Origin of the sequence: Aeromonas sp. 600774, assembly GCF_049175075.1 — a bacterium.
In the GTDB taxonomy this organism is placed as follows: domain Bacteria; phylum Pseudomonadota; class Gammaproteobacteria; order Enterobacterales; family Aeromonadaceae; genus Aeromonas; species Aeromonas veronii_A.
Window position 1 is genome coordinate 43,762 of record NZ_JAAKUJ010000019.1, and the last position, 22,678, is coordinate 66,439.

General features: G+C 59.6%; 20 protein-coding genes and 1 riboswitch. Of the genes, 5 read left to right on the forward strand and 15 right to left on the reverse strand.

All coding sequences use genetic code 11. The features are described from left to right. Positions 1-8 precede the first annotated feature (8 nt). On the reverse strand, positions 9-335 hold the full coding sequence (gene trxA / locus G5171_RS18950) for a thioredoxin TrxA (protein WP_005339416.1): 327 nt from the start codon (positions 333-335) through the stop codon (positions 9-11). Positions 336-448: 113 nt separating this feature from the next. Between trxA and rhlB the strand changes: the two genes are divergently transcribed. Genes rhlB through G5171_RS18965 form a run of 3 tightly spaced genes read left to right on the forward strand, consistent with a single transcriptional unit; the run spans position 449 to position 3,525 of the window. After that, positions 449-1,738, forward strand: coding sequence for an ATP-dependent RNA helicase RhlB (gene rhlB / locus G5171_RS18955; RefSeq protein ID WP_005339414.1), 1,290 nt, complete (start codon positions 449-451; stop codon positions 1,736-1,738). Positions 1,739-1,749: 11 nt separating this feature from the next. Then, positions 1,750-3,240, forward strand: coding sequence for a guanosine-5'-triphosphate,3'-diphosphate diphosphatase (gene gppA, locus G5171_RS18960; RefSeq protein WP_005355894.1), 1,491 nt, complete (start codon positions 1,750-1,752; stop codon positions 3,238-3,240). Between the two features lie 30 nt (positions 3,241-3,270). Further along, positions 3,271-3,525 carry a Rho-binding antiterminator gene (locus tag G5171_RS18965; RefSeq protein WP_042054704.1) on the forward strand — a complete coding sequence of 85 codons (255 nt, stop codon included), beginning with the start codon at positions 3,271-3,273 and terminating at the stop codon, positions 3,523-3,525. Positions 3,526-3,596: 71 nt separating this feature from the next. On the opposite strand, the gene G5171_RS18970 is transcribed toward G5171_RS18965, so the two are convergent. After that, positions 3,597-4,346, reverse strand: a complete 750-nt coding sequence (locus G5171_RS18970) for a class I SAM-dependent methyltransferase (protein WP_337073712.1) — start codon at positions 4,344-4,346, stop codon at positions 3,597-3,599. Positions 4,347-4,415: 69 nt separating this feature from the next. On the opposite strand from G5171_RS18970, the gene G5171_RS18975 reads away from it, so the two are divergent. After that, the gene (locus G5171_RS18975; RefSeq protein WP_216979822.1) at positions 4,416-5,156 is read left to right on the forward strand and encodes a substrate-binding periplasmic protein; all 741 of its coding nucleotides are present in this window, start codon (positions 4,416-4,418) and stop codon (positions 5,154-5,156) included. 6 nt (positions 5,157-5,162) lie between these two features. Here G5171_RS18975 and G5171_RS18980 read toward each other — a convergent pair whose 3' ends face one another. After that, a complete protein-coding gene (locus G5171_RS18980) occupies positions 5,163-7,709 on the reverse strand; it encodes a putative bifunctional diguanylate cyclase/phosphodiesterase (protein ID WP_421260594.1) in 2,547 nt (848 codons plus the stop codon). Between the two features lie 204 nt (positions 7,710-7,913). Further along, positions 7,914-9,956, reverse strand: a complete 2,043-nt coding sequence (gene prlC, locus G5171_RS18985) for an oligopeptidase A (RefSeq protein WP_236348675.1) — start codon at positions 9,954-9,956, stop codon at positions 7,914-7,916. A gap of 437 nt (positions 9,957-10,393) precedes the next feature. Then, positions 10,394-10,479: riboswitch (cyclic di-GMP riboswitch) on the forward strand. Between the two features lie 55 nt (positions 10,480-10,534). Between prlC and G5171_RS18990 the strand changes: the two genes are divergently transcribed. Beyond that, positions 10,535-12,724 carry an immunoglobulin-like domain-containing protein gene (locus tag G5171_RS18990; protein WP_421260595.1) on the forward strand — a complete coding sequence of 730 codons (2,190 nt, stop codon included), beginning with the start codon at positions 10,535-10,537 and terminating at the stop codon, positions 12,722-12,724. 65 nt (positions 12,725-12,789) lie between these two features. On the opposite strand, the gene hemB is transcribed toward G5171_RS18990, so the two are convergent. The 11 genes from hemB to codB all read right to left on the reverse strand — a co-directional run bounded on the left by hemB (position 12,790) and on the right by codB (position 22,351). Continuing rightward, a complete protein-coding gene (hemB, locus tag G5171_RS18995; RefSeq protein WP_033112882.1) occupies positions 12,790-13,806 on the reverse strand; it encodes a porphobilinogen synthase in 1,017 nt (338 codons plus the stop codon). A 3-nt stretch (positions 13,807-13,809) separates the two neighbouring features. Next, positions 13,810-14,595 (reverse strand): TatD family hydrolase, encoded by a 786-nt coding sequence (locus G5171_RS19000; RefSeq protein WP_323911429.1) that lies wholly within the window; start codon positions 14,593-14,595, stop codon positions 13,810-13,812. A 190-nt stretch (positions 14,596-14,785) separates the two neighbouring features. Further along, the gene (tatC, locus tag G5171_RS19005; RefSeq protein WP_040098487.1) at positions 14,786-15,541 is read right to left on the reverse strand and encodes a twin-arginine translocase subunit TatC; all 756 of its coding nucleotides are present in this window, start codon (positions 15,539-15,541) and stop codon (positions 14,786-14,788) included. Continuing rightward, positions 15,538-16,002, reverse strand: a complete 465-nt coding sequence (gene tatB / locus G5171_RS19010) for a Sec-independent protein translocase protein TatB (RefSeq protein WP_421260596.1) — start codon at positions 16,000-16,002, stop codon at positions 15,538-15,540. Before tatB ends, tatC begins: the two co-directional genes overlap by 4 nt. Before the next feature lie 3 nt (positions 16,003-16,005). Beyond that, complete coding sequence (gene tatA / locus G5171_RS19015; RefSeq protein WP_005339385.1) at positions 16,006-16,257, reverse strand: Sec-independent protein translocase subunit TatA; 252 nt, start codon at positions 16,255-16,257, stop codon at positions 16,006-16,008. Between the two features lie 42 nt (positions 16,258-16,299). Continuing rightward, complete coding sequence (gene ubiB, locus G5171_RS19020) at positions 16,300-17,940, reverse strand: ubiquinone biosynthesis regulatory protein kinase UbiB (RefSeq protein WP_421260597.1); 1,641 nt, start codon at positions 17,938-17,940, stop codon at positions 16,300-16,302. Continuing rightward, positions 17,940-18,548 (reverse strand): ubiquinone biosynthesis accessory factor UbiJ, encoded by a 609-nt coding sequence (locus G5171_RS19025; RefSeq protein WP_021230987.1) that lies wholly within the window; start codon positions 18,546-18,548, stop codon positions 17,940-17,942. The genes ubiB and G5171_RS19025 overlap by 1 nt, the downstream gene beginning before the upstream one ends. 8 nt (positions 18,549-18,556) lie before the next feature. After that, complete coding sequence (ubiE, locus tag G5171_RS19030; protein WP_005342396.1) at positions 18,557-19,309, reverse strand: bifunctional demethylmenaquinone methyltransferase/2-methoxy-6-polyprenyl-1,4-benzoquinol methylase UbiE; 753 nt, start codon at positions 19,307-19,309, stop codon at positions 18,557-18,559. A 65-nt stretch (positions 19,310-19,374) separates the two neighbouring features. Beyond that, positions 19,375-19,752, reverse strand: coding sequence for a fluoride efflux transporter CrcB (gene crcB / locus G5171_RS19035; RefSeq protein ID WP_005339378.1), 378 nt, complete (start codon positions 19,750-19,752; stop codon positions 19,375-19,377). A gap of 95 nt (positions 19,753-19,847) precedes the next feature. Further along, on the reverse strand, positions 19,848-21,113 hold the full coding sequence (locus G5171_RS19040; RefSeq protein WP_337073707.1) for a cytosine deaminase: 1,266 nt from the start codon (positions 21,111-21,113) through the stop codon (positions 19,848-19,850). Beyond that, positions 21,107-22,351, reverse strand: a complete 1,245-nt coding sequence (codB, locus tag G5171_RS19045) for a cytosine permease (protein WP_337073706.1) — start codon at positions 22,349-22,351, stop codon at positions 21,107-21,109. Before codB ends, G5171_RS19040 begins: the two co-directional genes overlap by 7 nt. Between the last annotated feature and the right edge of the window lie 327 nt (positions 22,352-22,678).

Here is a 22,678-nt window from a genome sequence, read left to right on the forward strand (position 1 = left end):
TTCGATTATTACAGGTTGCCGTCCAGGAACTCTTTCAGCTGAGTCTTGGACAGAGCACCGACCTTGGTCGCTGCCACTTCGCCATTCTTGAACAGCAAGAGGGTCGGAATACCACGAATGCCGTACTTCGGCGGAGTATCAGAGTTATGGTCGATGTTCAGTTTGGCTACGGTTACGCGACCTTCGTACTCTTGGGCAACTTCTTCCAGGATCGGGGCAATCATCTTGCACGGACCACACCACTCGGCCCAGAAGTCGACCAGAACGGCGCCATCGGCTTTGATTACATCTGCCTCGAAGCTGGCATCGCTCAGCTGAACAATCTTGTCACTCATCTCCAACTCCAGTCAGTAAATAAGGCTTTATTGACTCGTCAATAAAGGCAATAGTTGCCCTATTTGAAATGATCCTGTTTATTATTGCAAGCCTAACCTGATAACCTACCGCCATGAGCAAAACACACTTAACGACCGACAAATTCGCCCAAATGGGCCTCGAACCCGAAGTTCTGGCTGGTCTGGAATCAAAGGGATTTCACTATTGTACGCCCATCCAGGCACTCTCTCTGCCACTGCTGGTAGAAGGCCATGACCTCGCCGGACAGGCCCAGACCGGCACCGGCAAGACCATCGCCTTCCTAGCCGCCACCTTCAACTATTTGCTGACTCACCCGCTGACCAAGCCCCGTCTGGTTAACCAACCCAGAGCCATCATCATGGCCCCCACCCGGGAACTGGCAGTACAGATCTACAACGATGCCGACAGCATCGCCGCCTCTACCGGCCTGAAACTCGGCCTCGCCTACGGTGGCGAAGGTTACGACAAGCAGCTGGCCGTACTGGAGCAGGGCGTCGATATCCTGATCGGCACCACCGGTCGCATCATCGACTACTTCAAGTCCAAGGTGATCGATCTGAGCAACATTCAGGTCGTGGTACTGGACGAAGCAGATCGCATGTTCGATCTGGGCTTCATCAAGGACATCCGCTTCCTATTCCGCCGCATGCCGCCCGCGACCGAGCGTCTGAGCATGCTGTTCTCCGCCACCCTCTCCCTGCGTGTGCAGGAGTTGGCCTATGAACATATGAACCACCCGGAACATGTGCAGGTAGAGCCGGAGCAGATGACCGGCGTGCGGATCAAGGAGGAGCTGTTCTACCCCTCCAATGAAGACAAGATGTTGCTGCTGCTCTCCCTGATGGAAGAGGAGTGGCCGGAAAAAGCCATCGTCTTCGCCAACACCAAGCATGTCTGTGAAGACGTCCATGCCTGGCTGGAAAACGACGGCCACCGCGTCGGTCTGCTGACCGGTGACGTGCCGCAGAAGAAGCGGATGAAGATCCTCGAGGATTTCACCAAGGGTGCGCTCGATATTCTGGTCGCCACCGACGTTGCCGCCCGCGGTCTGCACATCCCTGACGTGACCCACGTCTTCAACTATGATCTGCCCGACGACGCAGAAGACTATGTACACCGTATCGGTCGTACCGGTCGTGCCGGCAAGAGCGGTCACTCCATCAGCCTGGCCTGTGAAGACTATGCCTTCAACCTGCCGGCCATCGAGGAGTACATCCACCACGCCATTCCGGTCAGCAAGTACGACCGTGAAGCGCTGCTGGATGATGTCACCCCGCCGAAACGGGTATTCCGCAACCGTCAGCCGGTGAACCGCAACATGCGAGATCGTCAGGGCGGTGGCAACAGCAACAACCGTCGTCGTCCGCCGCGCAAGAGCTAAGGACAGGCCCGTTGCACAACTCGCCTCTCTATGCCGCTATCGACCTCGGCTCCAACAGCTTTCATATGCTGGTGGTGCGCGAGGTCGCCGGTGCTCTGCGCACCGTCGCCAAGGTCAAGCGCAAGGTTCGCCTCGCAGCCGGGCTCGATCCGGAATTTCGTCTCAGCCGTGCCGCCATGGAGCGGGGCTGGGACTGTTTGCGTCTCTTCTCCGAACAGTTGCAGGACATTCCGGCCGACAACATCCGGGTGGTGGGCACCGCCACCTTGCGGCTTGCCACCAACGTCGATGAGTTCCTCAGCGAAGCGGAACGGGTTCTCAACCACAGCATCGAGATCATCTCGGGCGAGGAAGAGGCCAAGACTATCTATGAAGGGGTCTCCTGGACCTCTGCCGGGGAAGGCAACCGGCTGGTGATCGACATCGGCGGTGCCAGTACCGAACTGGTGATAGGCGAGCATAGCGAGGCAAAACTGCTCAACAGCCTGCACATGGGCTGCGTCACCTGGCTCAACAATCACTTTGGTGATGGCGAGCTCTCTGAAGCCCGTTTCGAGCAGGCGATTGCTGCCGCCAAGGCGGTGCTGGAGAAGGTGGCGGAAGATTATCGCGCCCTCGGCTGGCGCACCTGCGTCGGCGCCTCCGGCACGGTACAGGCGCTGCAAGAGATCATGCTGGCGCAAGGGAAGAGCGAGCGGGTCACCCTGCCGAAACTGCAGGAGCTGATGGGTCAGGCCATCGCCTGCGGCAAGCTGGACCGGCTGCAACTGGAAGGGCTGGCGGCCGAGCGGCTGACCGTGTTCCCCTCCGGCCTCGCCATCCTGATCGCCATCTTCGAAACCCTCGATATCGAGAGCATGACCCTCGCGGGTGGCGCCCTGCGTGAAGGACTGATCTACGGTCTGCTTGGCAACAATCACGACTGTGATGCCCGGGATCGTACCGCCGACAGCCTGATCAGCCGCTATCAGCTGGATAAAGAGCACGCCGAACGGGTGCGCGATACCGCCGTCGAGGCGTTCAACCAGCTGCAACCGGCCTGGCGACTCTCCAAACGCTACGGTCGCCCGATTTTGCGTTATGCCGCCCTGCTGCACGAGATCGGCCTCTGTATCGAGTACAAGAAGGCGCCGCAACACGCCGCCTACATCATCGACAACATCGACATGCCGGGCTTTACCCCTGCGCAAAAGAAGCTGTTGTCGGCCCTGCTGTTCAACCAGCGGGACGAATTCAAGCTGGAACCGCTGGAGAAACAGGGTGCCGTCACCGGTCGTCAGGCGATCCGGCTGGCCCGTATCCTGCGCATCGCGCTGATCCTCTGCATGCGCCGCACCCAGGGCACAGTGCCCAGCTTCACCCTGCAGGCAGAAGAGGAGTCATTGACCCTGACCCTGCCCAAGGGCTGGATGGATGAACACTACCTGCGCGCCAGCGAGCTGCGCTTTGAAGTGGAACGCCAGCAGAAAATGGGCTGGCCGACCCGCGTACAGGAAGCCTGACTCAGCAACTAGCCTGTTTTGGAGCCGATCATGCCGGATTATCAACCCATCAGCTGCGATCTCTACGACTGGCTCGAAATTGCTGCCAGCTGGCAACTGCCGGTGACCCTCACCAGCCGCGATGATCGCCAATGGGATGACAAGATCCGCACCATCGAAGCCAGCGAAGGGGTCGAGTATCTGCTGCTGCACAGTGGCGAGCGGCTCAGTCTGGCAGAACTGGCGACCCTGCGCCTGAACTGGCAAGGGGAAGAAAAGCTGATCCGCTTCGCGCCAACCAACTGAATCCAATACGAAAAAGGAGGGCCAACATGACGTTGGCCCTCCTTTTTTGCATCTGCGACTCGCACCGACCGTTAACTCGCCGCCAGCGCCGCCATCACATAGACATCGAAGCGGTTGCTCTTGGTCTCGATGGCCATGCTGGGCTTCTGTTCGTTGAGCCAGCCCGCATAGTCCGGCCGCTTCACCACTACCCGCTTCTCAGCCATCTTGAGCGCGGCAGGCAACAGGGCATCCGCATCGAGATCCGGTCCCACCAGCGACTGGAATACCCGCATCTCTTTTTTCACCAACGCCGACTTCTGCTTGTGAGGGAACATGGGGTCGAGGTAGATCACCTCGGGCCGCTCCGGCAGCGCCAGCAGATTGTCCACGGCAGGCCCGTGCAGCAGTTGCATCCGCTCGCGCACCCAGGGGCCAATCTCGGGATCTTGCGCCGCCCGTGCCAGCCCGTCCTGCAACAGAGCTGCCACCACAGGGCTGCGCTCGATCAGGGTCACCTTGCAACCGAGGGACGCGAGCACGAAGGCATCGCGCCCCAGACCGGCAGTGGCATCCACCACGGTCGGTGTGGCACCGGCCTTGAGCCCCACTGCCTTGGCGATGGACTGGCCACGACCTCCACCAAATTTGCGGCGATGCGCCACCGTCCCCGCCACGAAATCCACATAGACGGCACCCAGCTTGGGTTCATCCAGCTTGCGCAACTCCAGCCGCTCCGGAGTAAACACCAGAGCAAACAGGGGAAGGTCGATTTGGCCAAGCTGGCTGGCCAGCGCGTCTGCCTGCGCGGCCTTGGCGGGGTCTTCGAGGAGGATTTGCATGGTCTCTGGATGCGTTCTAAGTTCAGTGAAGCGAGTGTACCACAACCCCCTCATATCCCGGAGAATCCCATGCAGCTGCTGATAGCCCTGTTGCTTGCCGCCCAGAGCAGCACCAGTCTCAAGGTATGCGGTGTAGACTGGCCTCCCTTCTCCTACGCCGAACAAGGCAAACTGATGGAAGGGATATCAGTGGAGATCCATCAGGAAGCAACCAGACGCCTCGGTATGACCCTGACCCTGCTCGAACTGCCCTGGGGCCGCTGCGAACAGTATGTCAGCACCCAGCTGGCGGATGGCATTCTCGACAATGCCCCTCTCCCCGGTTGCTATCACTCTGACCTTGCCACAGCCTTCTACCCGCTGGCCGCCTATGTGCGTACCGACAGTCCGTTACAGACCTTCTCGTGGGAGATGGCCAAGGGACTGAAAGTAGGGATGGTCAGGGGCTATGACTATACCGACAAGATCAGGAACTTCACCGGATGGGACCCCATCAAGGCCCATTCAGACAAGCAGTTGCTGCTGTTGCTTGAGAAGAGCCGGGTTGACCTCATCATCCTCGACTACTTCTCGGCCCCCATCCTCTCCAGGGAGCAGGACGTAAAGATCCGCCCCCTCACCCCCTTTATCGACTCGACACCGCTCTACCTCTGTTTTGGCAAGCAGAAAGCAGACCTGTTGCCTGCCTACAACAAGGCATTGCAACAGATGCTGGACGAGGGAGTCCTGGATCGCATCTACCTGCGCTATCTCGGCGAGGATTACCGGACACTGCAAGCAAAGCAGGAACAGATGACATCGAAGGAGTAAGCACACCTAACTGATCTGCAGAAACATCCCCTTGTCATTGAGCTGCAGATATTCGGTGAGATCGTCATAGGCCAGCGGGCGGCTGAGCAGATAACCCTGGGTGAAGGCACATCCCTTCTGGCAGAGGAAATTGAGCTGCTCGCGGGTCTCTACCCCCTCAATCACCACCTGCATACCGAGGTTGTGCACTATGTTGATGATGCCGTCCAGCAGCATCCGATCCTGCTCGTTGAAGGGGATATGGCGCACAAAAGAGCGGTCGATCTTGACCAGATCCACTGGGAAAGAGCGCAGATAGTTGAGGGCAGAGTAGCCGGTACCGAAATCATCGATAGCCAGCTTGCAACCCGCCTCGCGCAGGGCATCGATCCGCACCCGGTGCTGATCACTGCTCTCCATCAGCAGAGATTCTGTGATTTCGATGATGATGTCGGCAGGATCGAGCCCGAAGTGCTGGATCACCTTGAGCCACTCGCTCGCCTCGGGGTCGATAGTCTGGAACTCCATGGTGGAGCGGTTGATCGACATCTGCAGATCAGGGAAGCCGGACTGCTGCAACCGTGCCAGATCCCGGCATGATTGCCACAACACCAGCGCCCCCAGCCCCTGAATCAACCCCGCCTCTTCCGCCAGCGGGATAAACTCGGCTGGCGACACCTGTCCCCACTGAGGGTGATACCAGCGCACCAGCGCCTCCAGCTTGGCGACCCGACCGCTGCGGTTGTCCCAGATCGGCTGGTAGGCCATGGTTAACTGCTCCAGCTTGATCGCCTCCGCCAGATCCTGCTGCATCTGGTGGCGCTGACGCACCTCTTCCCGCATGGAGGAGCAGTAGGTACCGATCAACCGCCCCTGCCGCTTGGCGGCAAACAGCGCTTGTTCGGCGTTGCGCAGCAGCTCGTCACTCTCGCTACCATCGACGGGGCAGAGGGTCATCCCCACGGTTGCCGTAACATAGAGATGCTGGTTGGCCAGCATGAAGGGACGGGTAAAGCTACCAATAACCTGCTTGGCAAACACCTCGGCCTGACGACGGGTGACGATGCCTGGCACCAGAAAGGCGAACTCATCACCACCGATGCGGGCCACCAAGTCCTCGGTACGCACCCGGCTCACCAGCCGGTCAGATACCTCCCGCAACAGGGCGTCTCCGGCATGGTGATCCATGCTGTTGTTGACCGCCTTGAAGTTGTTGAGGTCGAGCACCATCAGCGCGAAGCGCTCGCCCCGCTCGCAGAAGCGGCTGAGACAGCGACTGAACAGCCAGCGGTTGGGCAGGCTGGTGAGGTTGTCATAGTTGGCTTGGGCTGCGATCTTCTGCTCGGCCAGCTTGGTCTGGGAAAGATCACTGAAAATGGCGATGTACTGGCTGATCCTGCCTCCTTCCCGCAGGGTGCTAATCATCAGCTGCTGTGGATAGAGCTTGCCATTCTTGCGCTTGTTCCACACCTCACCACGCCATACCCCCACCCGCTCCAGCGCGTGGTACATATCGGCATAGAAGGTCTGATCGTGCAGCCCCGACTTGAGCAGGCTGGGGCGCTGCCCCCGCACCTCGTCGCTGCTATAACCGGTGATCTGCTCGAAGGCCGGGTTGACCGAGATGATGCGGCTATCGGCATCGCACACCAGAATCGCCTCGGAGAGATTGTCATAGACACGGTGAGAGAGTTTGAGCTGCTCCGCATGGCGCTTGAGAGGATCGATATTCTCCAGCAAAACCATCAGGTAGTCAGGTTGCTGCTGCTCGTCACGGATCAGGGTGACGGTTACCCGGCCCCACAGGATCTGACCCCCCTTGCAGAAGTAGCGCTTCTCCCGGGTAAAACTGCTGCGCTCGCCACGGCGGATCTCTTCGTAGCAGACGAGGCTGCCCTGCCAATCCTCAGGATGGTTGATGTCGGAGATGGATCGCTGTAGCAACTCGTCGAGGGGATAGCCAAGCATCTGCTCGATGGCCGGGTTGGCCCAGAGGATACGGCCAGCCAGATCCAGTTTGCCGATCCCCACTGGAGCCTGGAACAGCATGCTCTGCAATGCATGGGACGGTTCAGGCATAGGGGGGGGCAGCTGTCGTTGCAACATCAGCGCCAGCTCACGACCCGCCAACGGAGCCAGCAACCGAAGCAGCCCCATCACCTTGCCCATATTGGCCTGTGGCTGACGGTAAAGCAGAGCGCAGATACCTATGGTCTCGCCATCTGCATTCCTGAGGGCGATCCCGGCATAAGCCTGAGGTTGCCATTCCTGCGCAAGGGGAACGTTGGCAAAGAGCTGGAGCAGACGATCGCTAAACCAGGCTTCCCCCTCCTGCCAGGTAATGGCATCGGGAGAGTCAGCAAGTGGCAGCGTCAGGGTATCGGTGTCAAGAGAGGAGGGATAAGCGGTCTGAACCGTCAGGTGGGTAGCATTTGATCCCCTGCTGGCGATCAGGACGACATCAGCCATCACAGCAGCGGCGATTTCACTCACAAAGGTATCGAAATATCCCTGACCGCTCGAGTGAGCCAGACTGGAGATGATTTGACAGACGGAATCGAGTGCTCGCCTCATGGCAAGTGGCTTTCTCTCCTTGAAGGTTAGAACACGACTCTACTGAAGAGCAGTGGACTGTGCAAATATGCAATCAGCAAGATATTAAAAAGCCTTGAAAAAAGGGACCAAAAGGTCCCTTTTTATCGCAGAAATCACGTCTTGATCTCACTATGGCTCAAAAATGTATCTGCTTGAGGCTCTGTGCAGTCGTGGCCATCAGCCTCATGCGGCAATCCCGCTGTGTCGCAGCAGTGCATCCACCTTGGGCTCACGACCACGGAAGGCTCGGAACAGCTCCATCGGCTCCTTCGAGCCCCCCTTCTCCAGAATATTCTTCAGGAAGGATTGGCCGGTGGCCGGGTTGAAGATCCCCTCCTCCTCGAAGCGGGAGAAGGCATCGGCAGAGAGCACCTCGGCCCACTTGTAGCTGTAGTAGCCCGCCGCATAGCCGCCCGCGAAGATGTGGGAGAAGCTGTGCTGGAAGCGGTTAAACGCTGGCGGCGTCATCACGGCCACCTGGCTGCGAACCTCGTCCAGCAGCGCCGGGATTTGTGCCGAATTAGCCGGGTCAAACTCCTGATGGAGGCGGAAGTCGAACAGGGCGAACTCCAGCTGACGCAGCATCTGCATCGCCGCCTGGAAGTTGCGGGCGGTCAGCATCTTCTCCAGCAGATCGGCAGGCAGCGGCTCGCCGGTCTCGTAGTGGCCGGAGATAAAGGCCAGCGCCTCGGACTCCCAGCACCAGTTCTCGAGGAACTGACTCGGCAGCTCCACTGCATCCCAGGCCACGCCGTTGATACCGGCGACACCGGCAACGTCGATACGGGTCAGCATGTGGTGAATGCCGTGGCCAAACTCATGGAACAGGGTGACCACTTCGTTGTGGGTGAACAGCGCCGGTTTGCCATCCACCGGACCATTGAAGTTGCAGGTCAGGTAGGCCACCGGCTTTTGCAGCGAGCCATCCTGACGGTAGCGACGACCCAGACAGACATCCATCCAGGCCCCGCCCTGCTTGTGCTCGCGGGCGTAGAGGTCGAGATAGAAGCTGCCGCGCAGCTCGTCGTCGGCATCGAAGATGTCGTAGAAGCGCACGTCAGGGTGCCAGGTGTCGATGCCGAGGCGCTCGCGCACCTTCATGCCGAACACCCGCTTCACCACTTCGAACAACCCTTTCACCACCTTGTTGGCGGGGAAATAGGGGCGCAGTTGCTCATCGGAGATGGAAAACTTGTGCTGCTTGAGCTTCTCGGCGTAGTAGGCGAGATCCCAGGCGGCCAGCTCGCTCTGACCGTGCTGTTCGGCGGCGAAGGTGCGGATCTCCTCTAGCTCAGCCTTGCCTTGCGGCAGGGATTTGGCCGCCAGATCGGTGAGAAAGCTCACCACCTGTTCGGTCTTGTCCGCCATCTTGGTGGCCAGGGAGAGCTCGGCATAGTTGGCAAAGCCCAGCAACTGAGCCAGTTCGCGGCGCAGGGTGAGCAGCTCGCTCATGATGGCGGAGTTGTCCCACTTGCCCGCATTGGGGCCCTGATCGGAGGCGCGGGTGGTGAAGGCCTCATACATCTCGGCGCGCAGCTCGCGGTTGTCGGCATACATCATCACCGGCAGGTAAGAAGGGATATCCAGAGTGAACAGCCACCCCTCTTTGCCTTTAAGTTCAGCCATCTGACGGGCAGCGGCGCGCACGCTGTCGGGCAAGCCGGCCAGTTCGGCTTCATCGGCCACCAGCTTGTGCCAGCCCTGGGTCGCATCCAGCACGTTGTTGCTGAAGCGGGAGGCCAGCTCGGAGAGGCGGGCCTGAATTTCACCGTAGCGCTGCTGCGCCTCGGCAGGCAGACCGATACCGGAGAGGCGGAAGTCACGCAGGGTATTCTGGATCTCCTTGCGCTGGGCGCCGCTCAGCAGCGGGAAATCATCGCTCTGGGAGAGGGCCAGATAGGCCTGATAGAGCCCTTCATGCTGACCGACATAGGTCTGGAATTCGGAGAGCAGCGGCAGGCAGGCATCATGGGCCTCGCGCAGCGCTTCGCTGTTTAGTACGGAGTTGAGGTGGCTGACCGGTGACCAGATCCTTGACAGACGGTCATTTACCTCTTCCAGCGGGGCAATCAGGCTATCCCAGGTATGGGGATCACGCTGGGCCAGCACATCGCTGATCTTCTGCTTGCAGTCAGCAATCGCCTGAATCACGGCAGGCTGAACCTGCTCCGGCTTGATCTGGCTGAAAGGGGGCAGAGAATCCATTGTCAGCAAAGGGTTATTCATCCCGGTTACCTCTTGTTTGGTCTTGAACAGACCGCTTTAGCAGCTCTGTATGGCTTTCTAACATGTGGCCAAGCCACGCAATAATCAAGCGGGAATCCGCCGCAACCCTGTACTTTTCCAGCCATTGCGACCCGGATCTCTGCCGTTGCTGCAATTTTGCCATCAACAACCTGCAACAGGATGAATCTACGAGATTTTTTGGCTCTTACCGGCACTTCCAAGGAACAAACCAGTCGCCATTTACCGATTTAATAGCTGCTCACCCGGCATCGAACCGCTCAGTCAGGATCCCCGGCAAGAAGTAGGTGATGAGAAAAATTATCAATATTTTTCAGTTGATTAGAATCACAACCGACTATTGATTAATTTATTTTCAAGCATCTATCATAGGCAACCTGCCATGCAGGTCACTTGATTCTCTGTGATGCACAGAAATCGGGTGAAAAAGGCAAAGTGACCCGAAAGGGCGCGACGCAAAGCTACCGGTCTAAGGGAGATTTCCTATGACAGCGGGGCTGCCCCCGGGAGCGTTCGGCCAAAGCTGACCGCTCCATTTTGTACTGTATGGAGATATCAAGATGAACAAACTGAAGTTATCCCTGCTGGGCTGTCTGCTCGGCATGGGCGCCCCCATGGCGCAGGCTGCCTCAGCCGGCCAGGCCATGGTCAATCCCCAGTCCGGTGTCGTGGTGGGTTACTGGCACAACTGGTGCGGTGGCGCCGGCTATCAGGGCGGTACTGCCCCCTGCGTCAAGCTCGACCAGGTCAATCCGCAATACAACGTGGTCGATGTCTCCTTCATGAAGGTGTACGGCAGCGATCCCATCCCCACCTTCAAACTAGACCCAGCCACCGGCATGAGCGAGAGCCAGTTTATCGAGCAGATTGCCCTGCTGAACAGCCAGGGCCGCTCCGTGCTGCTGGCGCTGGGCGGCGCCGATGCACACATCGAGCTGCGTACCGGTCAGGAGCAGGCCTTCGCCGACGAGATCATCCGTCTGGTGGAGACCTATGGCTTCGACGGTCTGGACATCGATCTGGAGCAGTCCGCCATCACTGCCGCCAACAACCAGACCGTGATCCCGGCGGCCCTGCGGCTGGTCAAGGAGCACTACCGCGCCCAGGGGAAAAACTTCCTCATCACCATGGCGCCCGAGTTCCCCTATCTGACCCAGACTGGCGCCTACATCCCCTATATCCGCAATCTGGAAGGGTACTACGACTGGATCAATCCCCAGTTCTACAACCAGGGTGGCGACGGCATCTGGATCGACGGGGTAGGCTGGATCGCCCAGAACAACGATGCCCTGAAAGAAGAGTTCATCTACTACATGGCGGACTCCCTCATCAACGGCAGTCGCGGCTACTACAAGATCCCCCACGACAAGCTGGTATTCGGCATTCCGACCAATATCGATGCGGCCGCCACCGGTTACGTCAAGAATCCGCAGGATCTGTTCGATGCTTTCAACAAGCTGAAGAGCCAGGGTCAGCCCCTGCGCGGCGTGATGACCTGGTCCATCAACTGGGACATGGGTCGCAACGCCGCCGGTCAGTCCTACAACGAATCCTTCATCAAGAGCTACGGCCCCTTCATCCACGATCAGGAGATCACGCCCCCGGTCGACAACGGCAAGCCGGTGTTCAGCGGCTTGAGCGATACCCGCATCAAGCAGGGTACCGCCTTTGATCCGCTGGCCGGCGTCAGCGCCAGTGACAAGGAAGATGGCGATCTGACTGGTCAGATCCAGGTAGAAGGCTCGGTAGACAGCCAGCGCATCGGCCTCTACCCCCTCACCTACAAGGTGAGCGATCGCGACAACAACGTCACCGAGCAGGTACGCACCATCGAGATCTACAGCATGAAGCCGGTATTCAGTGGCGTCACCGATACCACGCTGGAGCTGGGTACCCCCTTCGATCCGATGGCTGGCGTCAGCGCCCATGATGAAGAAGATGGCGACCTGACCGCCCAAATCAAGGTCAGCGGCAACGTCGACAGCAGCAAGGTCGGCCGCTACACCCTCACCTATCAGGTGAGCGACAGCGCCGGTCAGCAGGTAACCCAGCAGCGCAACGTGACCGTCAGGGAGCAGGGCGCCGTCTGTGAAAACAGCTGGGATGCCAAGAAGGTCTACGTGGGCGGCGACATCGTCAGCCACAACGGCAAGAACTGGCTGGCAGGCTGGTGGACCCAGAACGAAGAGCCGGGCACCACGGGTGACTGGGGCGTCTGGCGCGTACAGGGCGACAGCGACTGCGGCGGCACAACGCCACCCGCCGAAGGCAGCAGCGACTTCACCGTCAGCGCCATGGCGAGCGAGTACACCATAGTCAACGGTCAGGTCAGCATCCGTTTCAACGTGACGACCGCCAACCCGGTCCAAATCACCGCGACTCTAGAGCAGAGCGGCCACAGCCACGGTACCACCAGCAGCCAGGTGAATGGCACCAGCACCCTGGTACTGCAGGGCAGCAATGTCACCGATGGCAGCTACGACGTTGTGATCACCGGTCTGGCTAACGGCCAGCAGCCGGTGGTGCAGCGCTTCCCGGTTGCGCTGACCGAAGAGAGCAGCGGGGGTGGCGAAGGTGACTACCCGGCCTATGCCCCCAACACCGGCTATCAGGCCGGTGATCGGGTCAGCAATACCGGTGGCAACTACGAGTGCAAACCCTGGCCCTACAGCGGCTGGTGTGGCGGCTCGAGCAGCCACTATGCGCCGGGTACCGGCACAGCCTGGAGCGATGCCTGGATCCAGTTGTAATCAGCCAGCCATAACAAAGAGGGGGAGCCATCGGCTCCCCCTCTCGTTTATTCCCTTCATCCCGCTTAGCGGGCATCTTCCTTCAGCCACTGCGCCACACGCTTGGCGAAGTAGGTGAGGATGCCGTCGGCCCCAGCCCGCTTGAAGCAGAGCAGGGACTCCATGATGCACTCCTTCTCTTTGAGCCAGCCGTTCTGGATCGCCGCCATGTGCATGGCGTACTCGCCACTCACCTGATAGGCGAAAGTCGGCACCCCGAACTGATCCTTCACCTGACGGATCACGTCCAGATAGGGCATGCCCGGCTTGACCATCACGCTGTCGGCCCCTTCCTGAATATCCAGCGCCACTTCGTGCAGGGCTTCGTTGCTGTTGGCCGGATCCATCTGATAGGTAGCCTTGTTGCTCTTGCCGAGGTTGCCAGCAGAGCCGACCGCATCGCGGAACGGGCCGTAGTAGCAGGAGGCGTACTTGGCGGAGTAGGCCATGATCTGGGTGTTGATGAAGCCGTTCTCTTCCAGCGCAGCGCGGATGGCGCCGATGCGACCATCCATCATGTCGGACGGCGCGACGATATCGACCCCGGCCTCGGCATGGGAGAGCGCCTGCTTGATCAGGATCTCGGTGGTGATGTCGTTCAGCACATAGCCTTCGTCATCGATGATGCCGTCCTGACCGTGGGTGGTGAACGGATCGAGTGCCACGTCGGTGATCACCCCGAGCTCCGGGAAGCGAGCCTTGAGGGCGCGCACGGTGCGCTGAGCCAGCCCGTTCGGGTTATAGGCCTCTTCCGCCATCAGGCTCTTGCTCTCCAGCGGGGTGACCGGGAACAGGGCAATGGCAGGTACGCCCAGCTCCACCAGCTCGGCGGCTTCCTCCAGCAGCAGATCGATGGAGAGACGCTCCACTCCCGGCATGGAGGGAACGGCTTCCCGACGGTTCTCCCCCTCCAGCACAAACACCGGATAGATGAGATCGTTGACGGTCAGTACGTTCTCGCGCACCAGACGACGGCTGAAATCATGTTTGCGCAGACGGCGCAGGCGGCGGCCCGGAAAGGCGCCCGGAAGAGTTGTAGCCATGAATCACTCCTGGAGAGGAAGTTGGAAGAACGCGGCGGAGGTGGCCCGGGTATGGGCCAGCAAGGCCTCGGGCGCTTCGCCACGACAGGCCGCCACCACCTGGGCGATGTGCGGCAAAAAAGCGGGTTCGTTGCGTTTCGGGCGCGGTTTCAGATCCCGCGGCACCAGATAGGGGGCATCAGTCTCGATCATCAGCCGACCGGCCGGAATGCGAGCCACCTGTTCGCGCAGCAGCTGGCCGCGGCGTTCGTCGCAGAGCCAGCCGGTCACCCCGATATGCAGCCCCAGCGCCAGACACTCGTCCAGCTCCTCGTCGGAGCCGGTGAAGCAGTGCAGCACGGCTCCCGGCAGCCTCGGCAACCAGGGACGGAGGATCTCGATGAAACGGGCGTGAGCATCGCGGCAGTGGAGAAACACCGGCATCCGGAGCTCGGCAGCCAGTGCCAGCTGGGCGTCGAATACCGCATCCTGCACCGGGCGGGGGGAGAAGTCGCGGTTGTAGTCGAGACCGCACTCGCCAATAGCGACCACCTGCGGCAAGGCTGCCAGCTCGCGCAAGGCGGGCAGGGTCGCCTCATCGACACTCTTGGCATCGTGAGGGTGTACCCCGGCGGTGGAGAAGCAGTAGCCCGGCCAGCGGGCGGCCAACTCAGCGCTCTCACGGCTGCCAGCCAGATCGGTACCGGTGAGGATCAGCGCCTCCACTCCGGCGGCACGGGCGCGGGCCACCAGCTCAGGCTGTTCACCGACGAACTGGCTGCTGGTCAGGTTTAAACCGATATCGATCATGGAATGAGACGTTCCGAACAAAGGAATACATATCAGGTATTTGAAAACCATCTACCGAATGGGGTCTTACCATACGCCTCGAACGGGAGCATGAAAAGAGGAAGGGAGCCTCAGCTCCCCTCGTTCTGCTATTCCTGCGGACGTCGTCATCCTCTCGCCGTCCGGCAAACAGGTGACGAACAACAGAGCCTCAGCTCTCCACATCCGGTTGTTCCTGTTGCTCTTCATCCTCTTTCTTCACGTAGAAGCGGGCGAAGAACAGACCTATCTCCCACAGCGCCCACATCGGGATGGCAAGCAGGGTCTGGGAGAAGACATCAGGCGGCGTCAGCAACATGCCGACCACAAACACCCCGACGATGACGTAGGGACGTTTCTCCTTCAGGTTTTGCGGTGTGGTCACGCCGGTCCAGCAGAGCAGTATGGTGGCCACCGGAATTTCGAACGCTACCCCGAACGCGAAGAACAGGGTCAGTACGAAGTCCAGATAGCTGGCGATGTCGGTCGCCACCGTCACCCCTGCGGGTGCTGTGCTGGTGAAGAAACCGAACACCAGCGGGAACACCACGTAGTAGGCGAACGCCATCCCCGCATAGAACAGCAGGGCACTGGAGACCACCAGCGGCATGATCAGCCGCCGCTCATGCTGGTACAGACCGGGAGCGATAAAGGCCCAGGCCTGATAGAGCAGATAGGGGATCGCCACGAAGAAGGAGACCACCAGGGTCAGCTTGATCGGCGTCAGGAAGGGGGTCGCCACATCCGTCGCGATCATGCTGGTCCCTTCCGGCAGCTGACTGAGCAGCGGCTGGGCCACGAAGTCGTAGATGTTGTTGGAGAAGTAGATCAGCGCCAGAAACACCACGAGGATGGCGGTAATGGAGCGCAGCAAACGGGTTCTCAGCTCAACCAGATGGCTGATCAGGGGTTGTTCGGCCTGACTCATGGCTTCACCTCCCCTTTTGCTGCGGAGTCGCTGACCGGCACCGGCTCGCTCTCCCGCTGGCTGTTGACCGGCGGCACGTCGTGGCTCAGCTGCACCGCAGGCTCAACCGGCGTGGCAGGCTCAGCCTGGGCGACCGGCTCGGTGCGCGGCGGACGGATCTCGTTCTCCACCTGATAGGGGCGATTGACCGACTGGGCCGCCGCCTTGAGCTGTTCGATAGACTCCTGCAGCTCGGGGCTCAGATTGCTCATCTGCAACTGTTCGGCCTTCTTGAGGTCGTTATGCAGCTCTTGCAACTTAAGCTCCTGCTCCAGCTCGGACTTGACCGAGTTTGCGGTCGAACGAATGAGGCGGATCCAGTGGGTAGCCGTGCGGATGGCAACCGGCAGCCGCTCGGGCCCCAGTACCACCAGTGCTACCACACCGATAACGACCAGCTCCCAAAAACCGATATCGAACATGGCTTAGGCCTGGTCTTTGTCTTTCTGTTTGGCGGTCTCACTGCTCTGAGTGGCCGCTTCGTTCAGCTGTTTCGGGGGAAACTCGGCATCTTTCTGCTCGGCCTTGGCATCAGCCGGCTCGTCGGAGAGGGCTTTCTTGAACCCTTTGACCGCCGCGCCCAGATCACCGCCAATGCCGCGCAGTTTCTTGGTACCGAACAGCAGCACGACGATGACTGCAATGATCAACAATTGCCAAATACTGATACCACCCATGATTTTCTCTCCAGAACAGGCGCCTGACGGCGCGGTTGTTGATTAATGGGAACGGGTTCGCAACCAGCCGACCAGCCAGCAGAGGGCTGCACCGGCGAGACTGGCTTGTCCCCACTCAATGTGTTGTTTTTGGGTCAGCAAGAATACACCCGCCAATAGCAGGCTGGCTCCAACCCCTAAGAGGTAGCGGGCCTGCCCCTGTCGACGGCTGTGACGGCGGAACTCGGCAAACATCTGGTCGAAATGACGCTGCTGATGACGGGTCTGGCGCAGGGTCTCATAGACCAGCTCCGGCAGCTCCGGCAGCTTCTCGGCCCAGAATGGCGCCTTCTCCTTGATGGCGTTCAATACCGACTTGGGCCCCACCTGTTCGTGCATCCAGTTTTCGAGGAACGGCTTGGCGGTCTGCCACAAATCGAGTTGCGGGTAGAGCTGGCGCCCCAACCCTTCCACATAGAGCAGGGTCTTTTGCAGCAGCACCAGCTGCGGCTGCACCGTCATATGGAAGCGACGCGCGGTGTTGAACAGGTTGAGCAGCACGTGACCGAACGAAATTTCAGAGAGCGGCTTCTCGAAGATGGGCTCCAGCACGGTGCGAATGGCGAACTCGAACTCGTCCACCTTGGTGTCTGCCGGCACCCAGCCCGACTCCACGTGCAGCTCCGCCACCCGACGATAGTCGCGGTTGAAGAAGGCGAGGAAGTTCTCAGCCAGATAGCGTTTGTCTTCCCGATTGAGGGTACCGACGATGCCGCAGTCGATGCCGATCCAGAGCGGGTTTTCCGGATGTTCGTAAGAGACGAAGATGTTGCCCGGGTGCATATCGGCATGGAAGAAGCTGTCGCGGAACACCTGGGTGAAGAAGACCTCTACTCCGCGCTCCGCCAGCAGCTTCATGTTGGTGCCGTTGGCTTCCAGCGCAGGAATGTCGGAGACCGGAATACCGTAGATGCGCTCCATCACCAGCACCTGCTCGCGGCAGAGGTCGGTAATGATTTCAGGCACATAGAGTGCCTCGGAGCCGGTGAAATTGCGCCGTAGCTGGATGGCGTTGGCCGCTTCGCGCATCAAATTCAGCTCGTCGAGGATGGTCTTGCGATACTCCTCCACCACCTCGATGGGGCGCAGCCGCGCGCTCTGGGGCACGAAGCGGGCCACCAGACGGGCCAGCGCCTGCATCAACCGCAGGTCAGCCTCGATGACAGGCTCGATGTCGGGACGGATCACCTTGATGACGATCTCGCGGCCACTCTCCTTCAAGCGGGCGGTATGCACCTGCGCGATGGAAGCCGACGCCAGCGGCGTCTCGTCGAAGTCGTCAAACAGGGTTTCGATGGGACAACCCAGGCTCAGCTCGATCTGCTGGCGCGCCGCCTGACCACAGAAAGGGGGCACCCTGTCCTGCAGCAGGGCCAGCTCTTCGGCGATATCCGGCGGCAACAGGTCGCGGCGGGTCGAGAGCATCTGGCCAAACTTGATGAAGATGGGGCCAAGAGCCTCGAAGGCGAGGCGGATGCGGGCACCACGGCTGAGTTCCGGTTGCTTGTTCTTGAGCCAGAACAGGGAGCGACGGGCCAGACGGCCCGGCCAGGATTGATAGCGGGCGGGCACCAGTTCGTCGATGCCCTGCTCCAGCAGGATGGTGATGATGCGATAGAGGCGTTTGAACTCCTTCGGGGTCATCAGGTCACCTGCTGTTCAAAGCGGGCCAGCCGCAGTTCGACGGCCTTGAGCTGCTGGGCCAGCACCTCGACGTCATCGTTGAAACTCGCCACTTCCAGCGGGCCGGGGGCGAGGCGGGCCTCTTCGGTCAGATATTCCGCCAGCTGGCTGCGGGTGCGGCACAGCTCGCGGCCGACCAGACGACGCGCCTGACGGGCACCGCTGAACAGGGTGTGGGCAACGACATCGCCGGTATAGCGCGACAGCTCCTCTTCCCAGTCGATATCCAGCTCACCCAGCAGCACGCTGAATGCCTGTACCAGCTGGGGATCACCGCTCAGATCCAGTTTCTCCTCGCGGATATAGCGGGTCAGGGCGGACGGGTCTTTCAGCAGACCGAGGGCGGTCAGGGAGAGACTGAGCACCGCATCGGCCTCCCCTTCATGCTGGGCCAGCACATCCAGCCGGCGCTCGGAGAAGACGAACCAGAGCGGCTTGAGTTCACGCAGCTCCAGCTTTAGCACCTTGCCCACCAGTTTGCGCAGCCGCTCCGGACTCTGTTTGTCCAGCGCCAGCAACTGGTTGAGGCTGGTTTCGATCACCGCGGTGACCATGGCATCCATCGGCATAGGCAACCTTAAAACTTGTAACCGCGGTGCAGGGCGACCACACCCTGAGTCAGATTGAAGTACTCCACCTGCTCGAACCCGACATTTTCCATCATGCCGGCCAGGGTCTGCTGATCCGGGTGCATGCGGATGGACTCTGCCAGATATTTGTAGCTTTCACTGTCGTTCGCGACGATTTCGCCCATTTTCGGCAGCAGTTTGAAGGAGTAGAGGTCATAGAGCTTGGCGATCACTTCGCTGACCGGCTTGGAGAACTCCAGCACCAGCAAACGGCCACCCGGCTTGAGCACCCGGAACATGGAGGCGAGCGCCTTGTCCTTGTCGGTGACGTTGCGCAAGCCGAAGCCGATGGTAATCACATCGAAGTGGTTATCCGGGAAGGGGAGCGCCTCGGCATTGGCCTGCACGTAGGAGACGTTGTTGGCGACCCCCAGATTACGCAGCTTGTCGCGGCCCACTTTCAGCATGGAGTCGTTGATATCCGCCAGCACCACCTGACCGGTCTCGCCGACGATGCGGGAGAACTTGGCGGTCAAGTCACCGGTACCACCGGCCAGATCCAGCACCTTCTGACCCTTGCGCACACCGGAACAGTCGATGGTGAAGCGCTTCCACAGGCGGTGGATGCCGAACGACATCAGATCGTTCATCAGATCATACTTGGCTGCCACCGAATGGAAGACACCTGCTACCAGAGTTTCCTTCTCGGTCGCGGCCACGGTTTTAAAGCCAAAATGCGTTGTCGTTGCTTGTTCTGACATCCCTTAAACACCCATAGAGCAAAGAATGGCCGCCAGTTTACCAGAGCCACTGGCGTCCGGACACCTTAAACCCGGCTCGCAACCAACTGCATGCCCAGCACCACCATGGCCAGACAGAGGAAGAGATTGAGACCAATATTGAGCAGCGCTTTCAGATAGGCCCCATGTTGAGCCAGCACTACCGTATCGAGGGCAAAGGAAGAGAAAGTAGTCAGGGCACCGAGGATCCCCACCATCAGCAGCGGCTTCATCGGGTGTTCTACCACATGACCATGACTGATGAGGGCGAACGCCACCCCCATGATGAAAGAGCCCACCACGTTGACCACCAGAGTCCCGTAAGGAAAGTGGCGCCCAAGCAGCAAGGCCATCAGTTCGGCAATCCCAAAACGAAGGCAGGCGCCGATGGCGCCCCCTGCAGCAACATAGAACCAGGTTTGCATGGTGTCACTCCCTCAGGGTCAGGCCGCCATTATGTCGCAATGGCGGCCCTTGTGCCCAGAGGCGGAACTAATCGTCATCCAGCCTGATTGAAATCTCAGCGGCGAAAATCGATCGGCTCTGGCTCACCCAGCACGATCTCGGTCTGGGCCGGGCGGGTCTGGGCAATCACCTTGCCGTGACGGATCGAGTAACGCACCGGCACCTGACGGCGCACCGCATCGAAGCCGTTCTCGGCAGGCAGGATCAACAGGTTGGCCGGTTTGCCCACCTCAATACCATAGCGATCCTGCACATTCAGGGTGCGGGCGCTGTGGCTGCTGATCAGCTTCAGACCGTCGTTGATCTGCTCGTAACCCATGATCTGGCAGACATGCAGCCCCATGTGCAGCACCTGCAACATGTTGGCAGTGCCCATGGGGTACCAGGGGTCGAACACGTCGTCGTGACCGAAACAGACGTTGATGTTCGCCTCCAGCATCTCCTTCACCCGGGTAATGCCGCGACGTTTGGGATAGGTATCGAACCGCCCCTGCAGGTGAATGTTCACCAGCGGATTGGCCACAAAGTTGATGCCTGCCATCTTGAGCAGCCGGAACAGGCGGGAAGCATAGGCGCCGTTGTAGGAGTGCATGGCGGTGGTGTGACTGGCGGTGACTCTATGACCGATACCCCGCTCGTAGGCCAGGGTCGCCAGCGTCTCGATGAAACGGGACTGCTCGTCATCGATTTCGTCACAGTGCACATCGACCAGAACCTGATACTTCTCGGCAAGATCGAAGATGTAGTGCAGACTTTCGACACCATATTCCCGGGTAAACTCGAAGTGGGGTATCGCACCGATCACGTCGGCCCCCAGCTTGAGCGCCTCCTCCAGCAGTGCCTTGCCGTTGGGGTAGGAGAGAATCCCCTCCTGCGGGAAGGCGACGATCTGCAGCTCCACCCACTCCTTAATCTCCTCCCGCACCTCCAGCATTGCCTTGAGCGCCACCAGATTGGGATCGGAGACATCGACATGAGTACGGACGAACTGGATGCCGTTGGCGATCTGCCACTTCAGCGTCTGGATGGCCCGCTGTTTCACATCCTCATGGGTCAGCAGCGCCTTGCGCTCGGCCCAACGCTCGATCCCCTCAAACAGGGTGCCGGAAAGGTTCCAGCTCGGCTCGCCAGCCGTCTGGGTGGTATCGAGGTGAATATGGGGCTCGATAAAGGGCGCAATGGCCAGACCCCCCTCCCCGTCCAGCACCCGACCGGCGACTGCATGCTCGTCATGGGGCTCAATGGCGGTGATGACCCCATCCTGACAGCGGATCTGCCACAACCCTTCCCGATCGGCCAAACGAATATGTTGAATCAGCATTTGCTAGCTTCCTGTACCAGAACCGGCCGCTGGGTGAGGCGAACCAGAATGAAATAGGTGAAGGCGGCGCCCAATACCGCGTTGAGTGGCACTATGCCCGGCAGCCACTTGCCGACAGCCACCCCGACTGCCGTGGCGACCAGCGCCTGCCAGCGCACCGTCTCGAACTGCTGATCGGCAAACTGACGGTAACGCTCACGATTGAGCAGGAAATCCATGATGATAATGCCACCGATCGGCGGAATTGCCGTACTCAAAAAGGCCAGCCAGCCGACAAAGTTGTTGTAAAGCCAGAGGGCACAGGCGGTACCGATGAGGCCGTTGATCACGCTGAGCGGCTTGCTCTTGAGACCGGTAATGTTGGCAAAACCGAGGCCGGAGGCGTAGAGAGCGTTGTCGTTGGTGGTCCAGATATTGAGGCCCAGCACCAGAATGGCGGGGATCAACAGCCCCTGCATCAGCATCACTTCCGAGATATCGGCCTGACCAGTCGCTGCCGCACCGGCTGCGCCGAAGACGAACATCAGAGTGTTGCCCAAAAAAAACGCCACCATGGTAATCATGACGGCGCCCCAGGGTTTGCGACCAAATCGGACAAAGTCGGCGGTCAGAGTTCCTGCACTGATAAAGGAACCGACCACCATGGTCAGCGCCGTAGTGAACTCGATAGGATTGGTCGGTTGTACCTGCTGCAGCGCCGCCATGCCACCGGTCGAGGTCACCGCCAGCCAGACCGAATAACCGCCGAGCAGCGCAATGGCCGGCACGGCCACAAAGCTCAGCACCATCAGGGCGGAGATCCCGAAGTAGACGGTCACCGTCATCAAAATGCCCGAAATGGCGATCAGCCAGTTCACATCGATCCCAGTCGCCTTCTGTACCGGCAGGGCAAACATCGCCACGCCCACGCCAAACCAGCCGACCTGAGTGCCACCCAGCAGCAGGGATGGCAGCCAGGAACCTTTCACCCCAAACGAGTAGCGCGCCAACAGATGGGTAGAGAGACCGGTTGAGGCACCGATATAACCGAGACAAGCGGTGTAGATACCCAGCAACAAGTTGCCGATAAGTACCGCCTTGATGAAGTCATCGAACACCAGCCCGGTGCCCAGCGCACCACCGGTCCACATGCTGGCAGAGAAGAAGGTCAGGCCTAGCATCACCAGCATCAGCGACAGCACACCTTTGCGCCCTTTGGCGGGTACCGCCCCCAAACAGTATTCGTTATCCTGCGCCATGCTCTCTCTCCACGTAATAGGCAAAACGCGCCGGATTTTACATGTAAAACGTTTTACGTCAATCAATCATGGTTAAATCTATGGATAAAACCATCAATAGCAGTCAAATGAGTAACACATTAGGACTCAAACCAGCAGATAAACAGTGTCGGCTGCAAGCAGAGGGGGTTGCGGGAATAGGGAATGTAAGGGGATATCATAAAAATGACAGATGCAAAAAAGCCTCCCTTTTCAGGGAGGCTTTCTATTTAATGGTGCTGATACCCAGAATCGAACTGGGGACCTCATCCTTACCAAGGATGCGCTCTACCGACTGAGCCATATCAG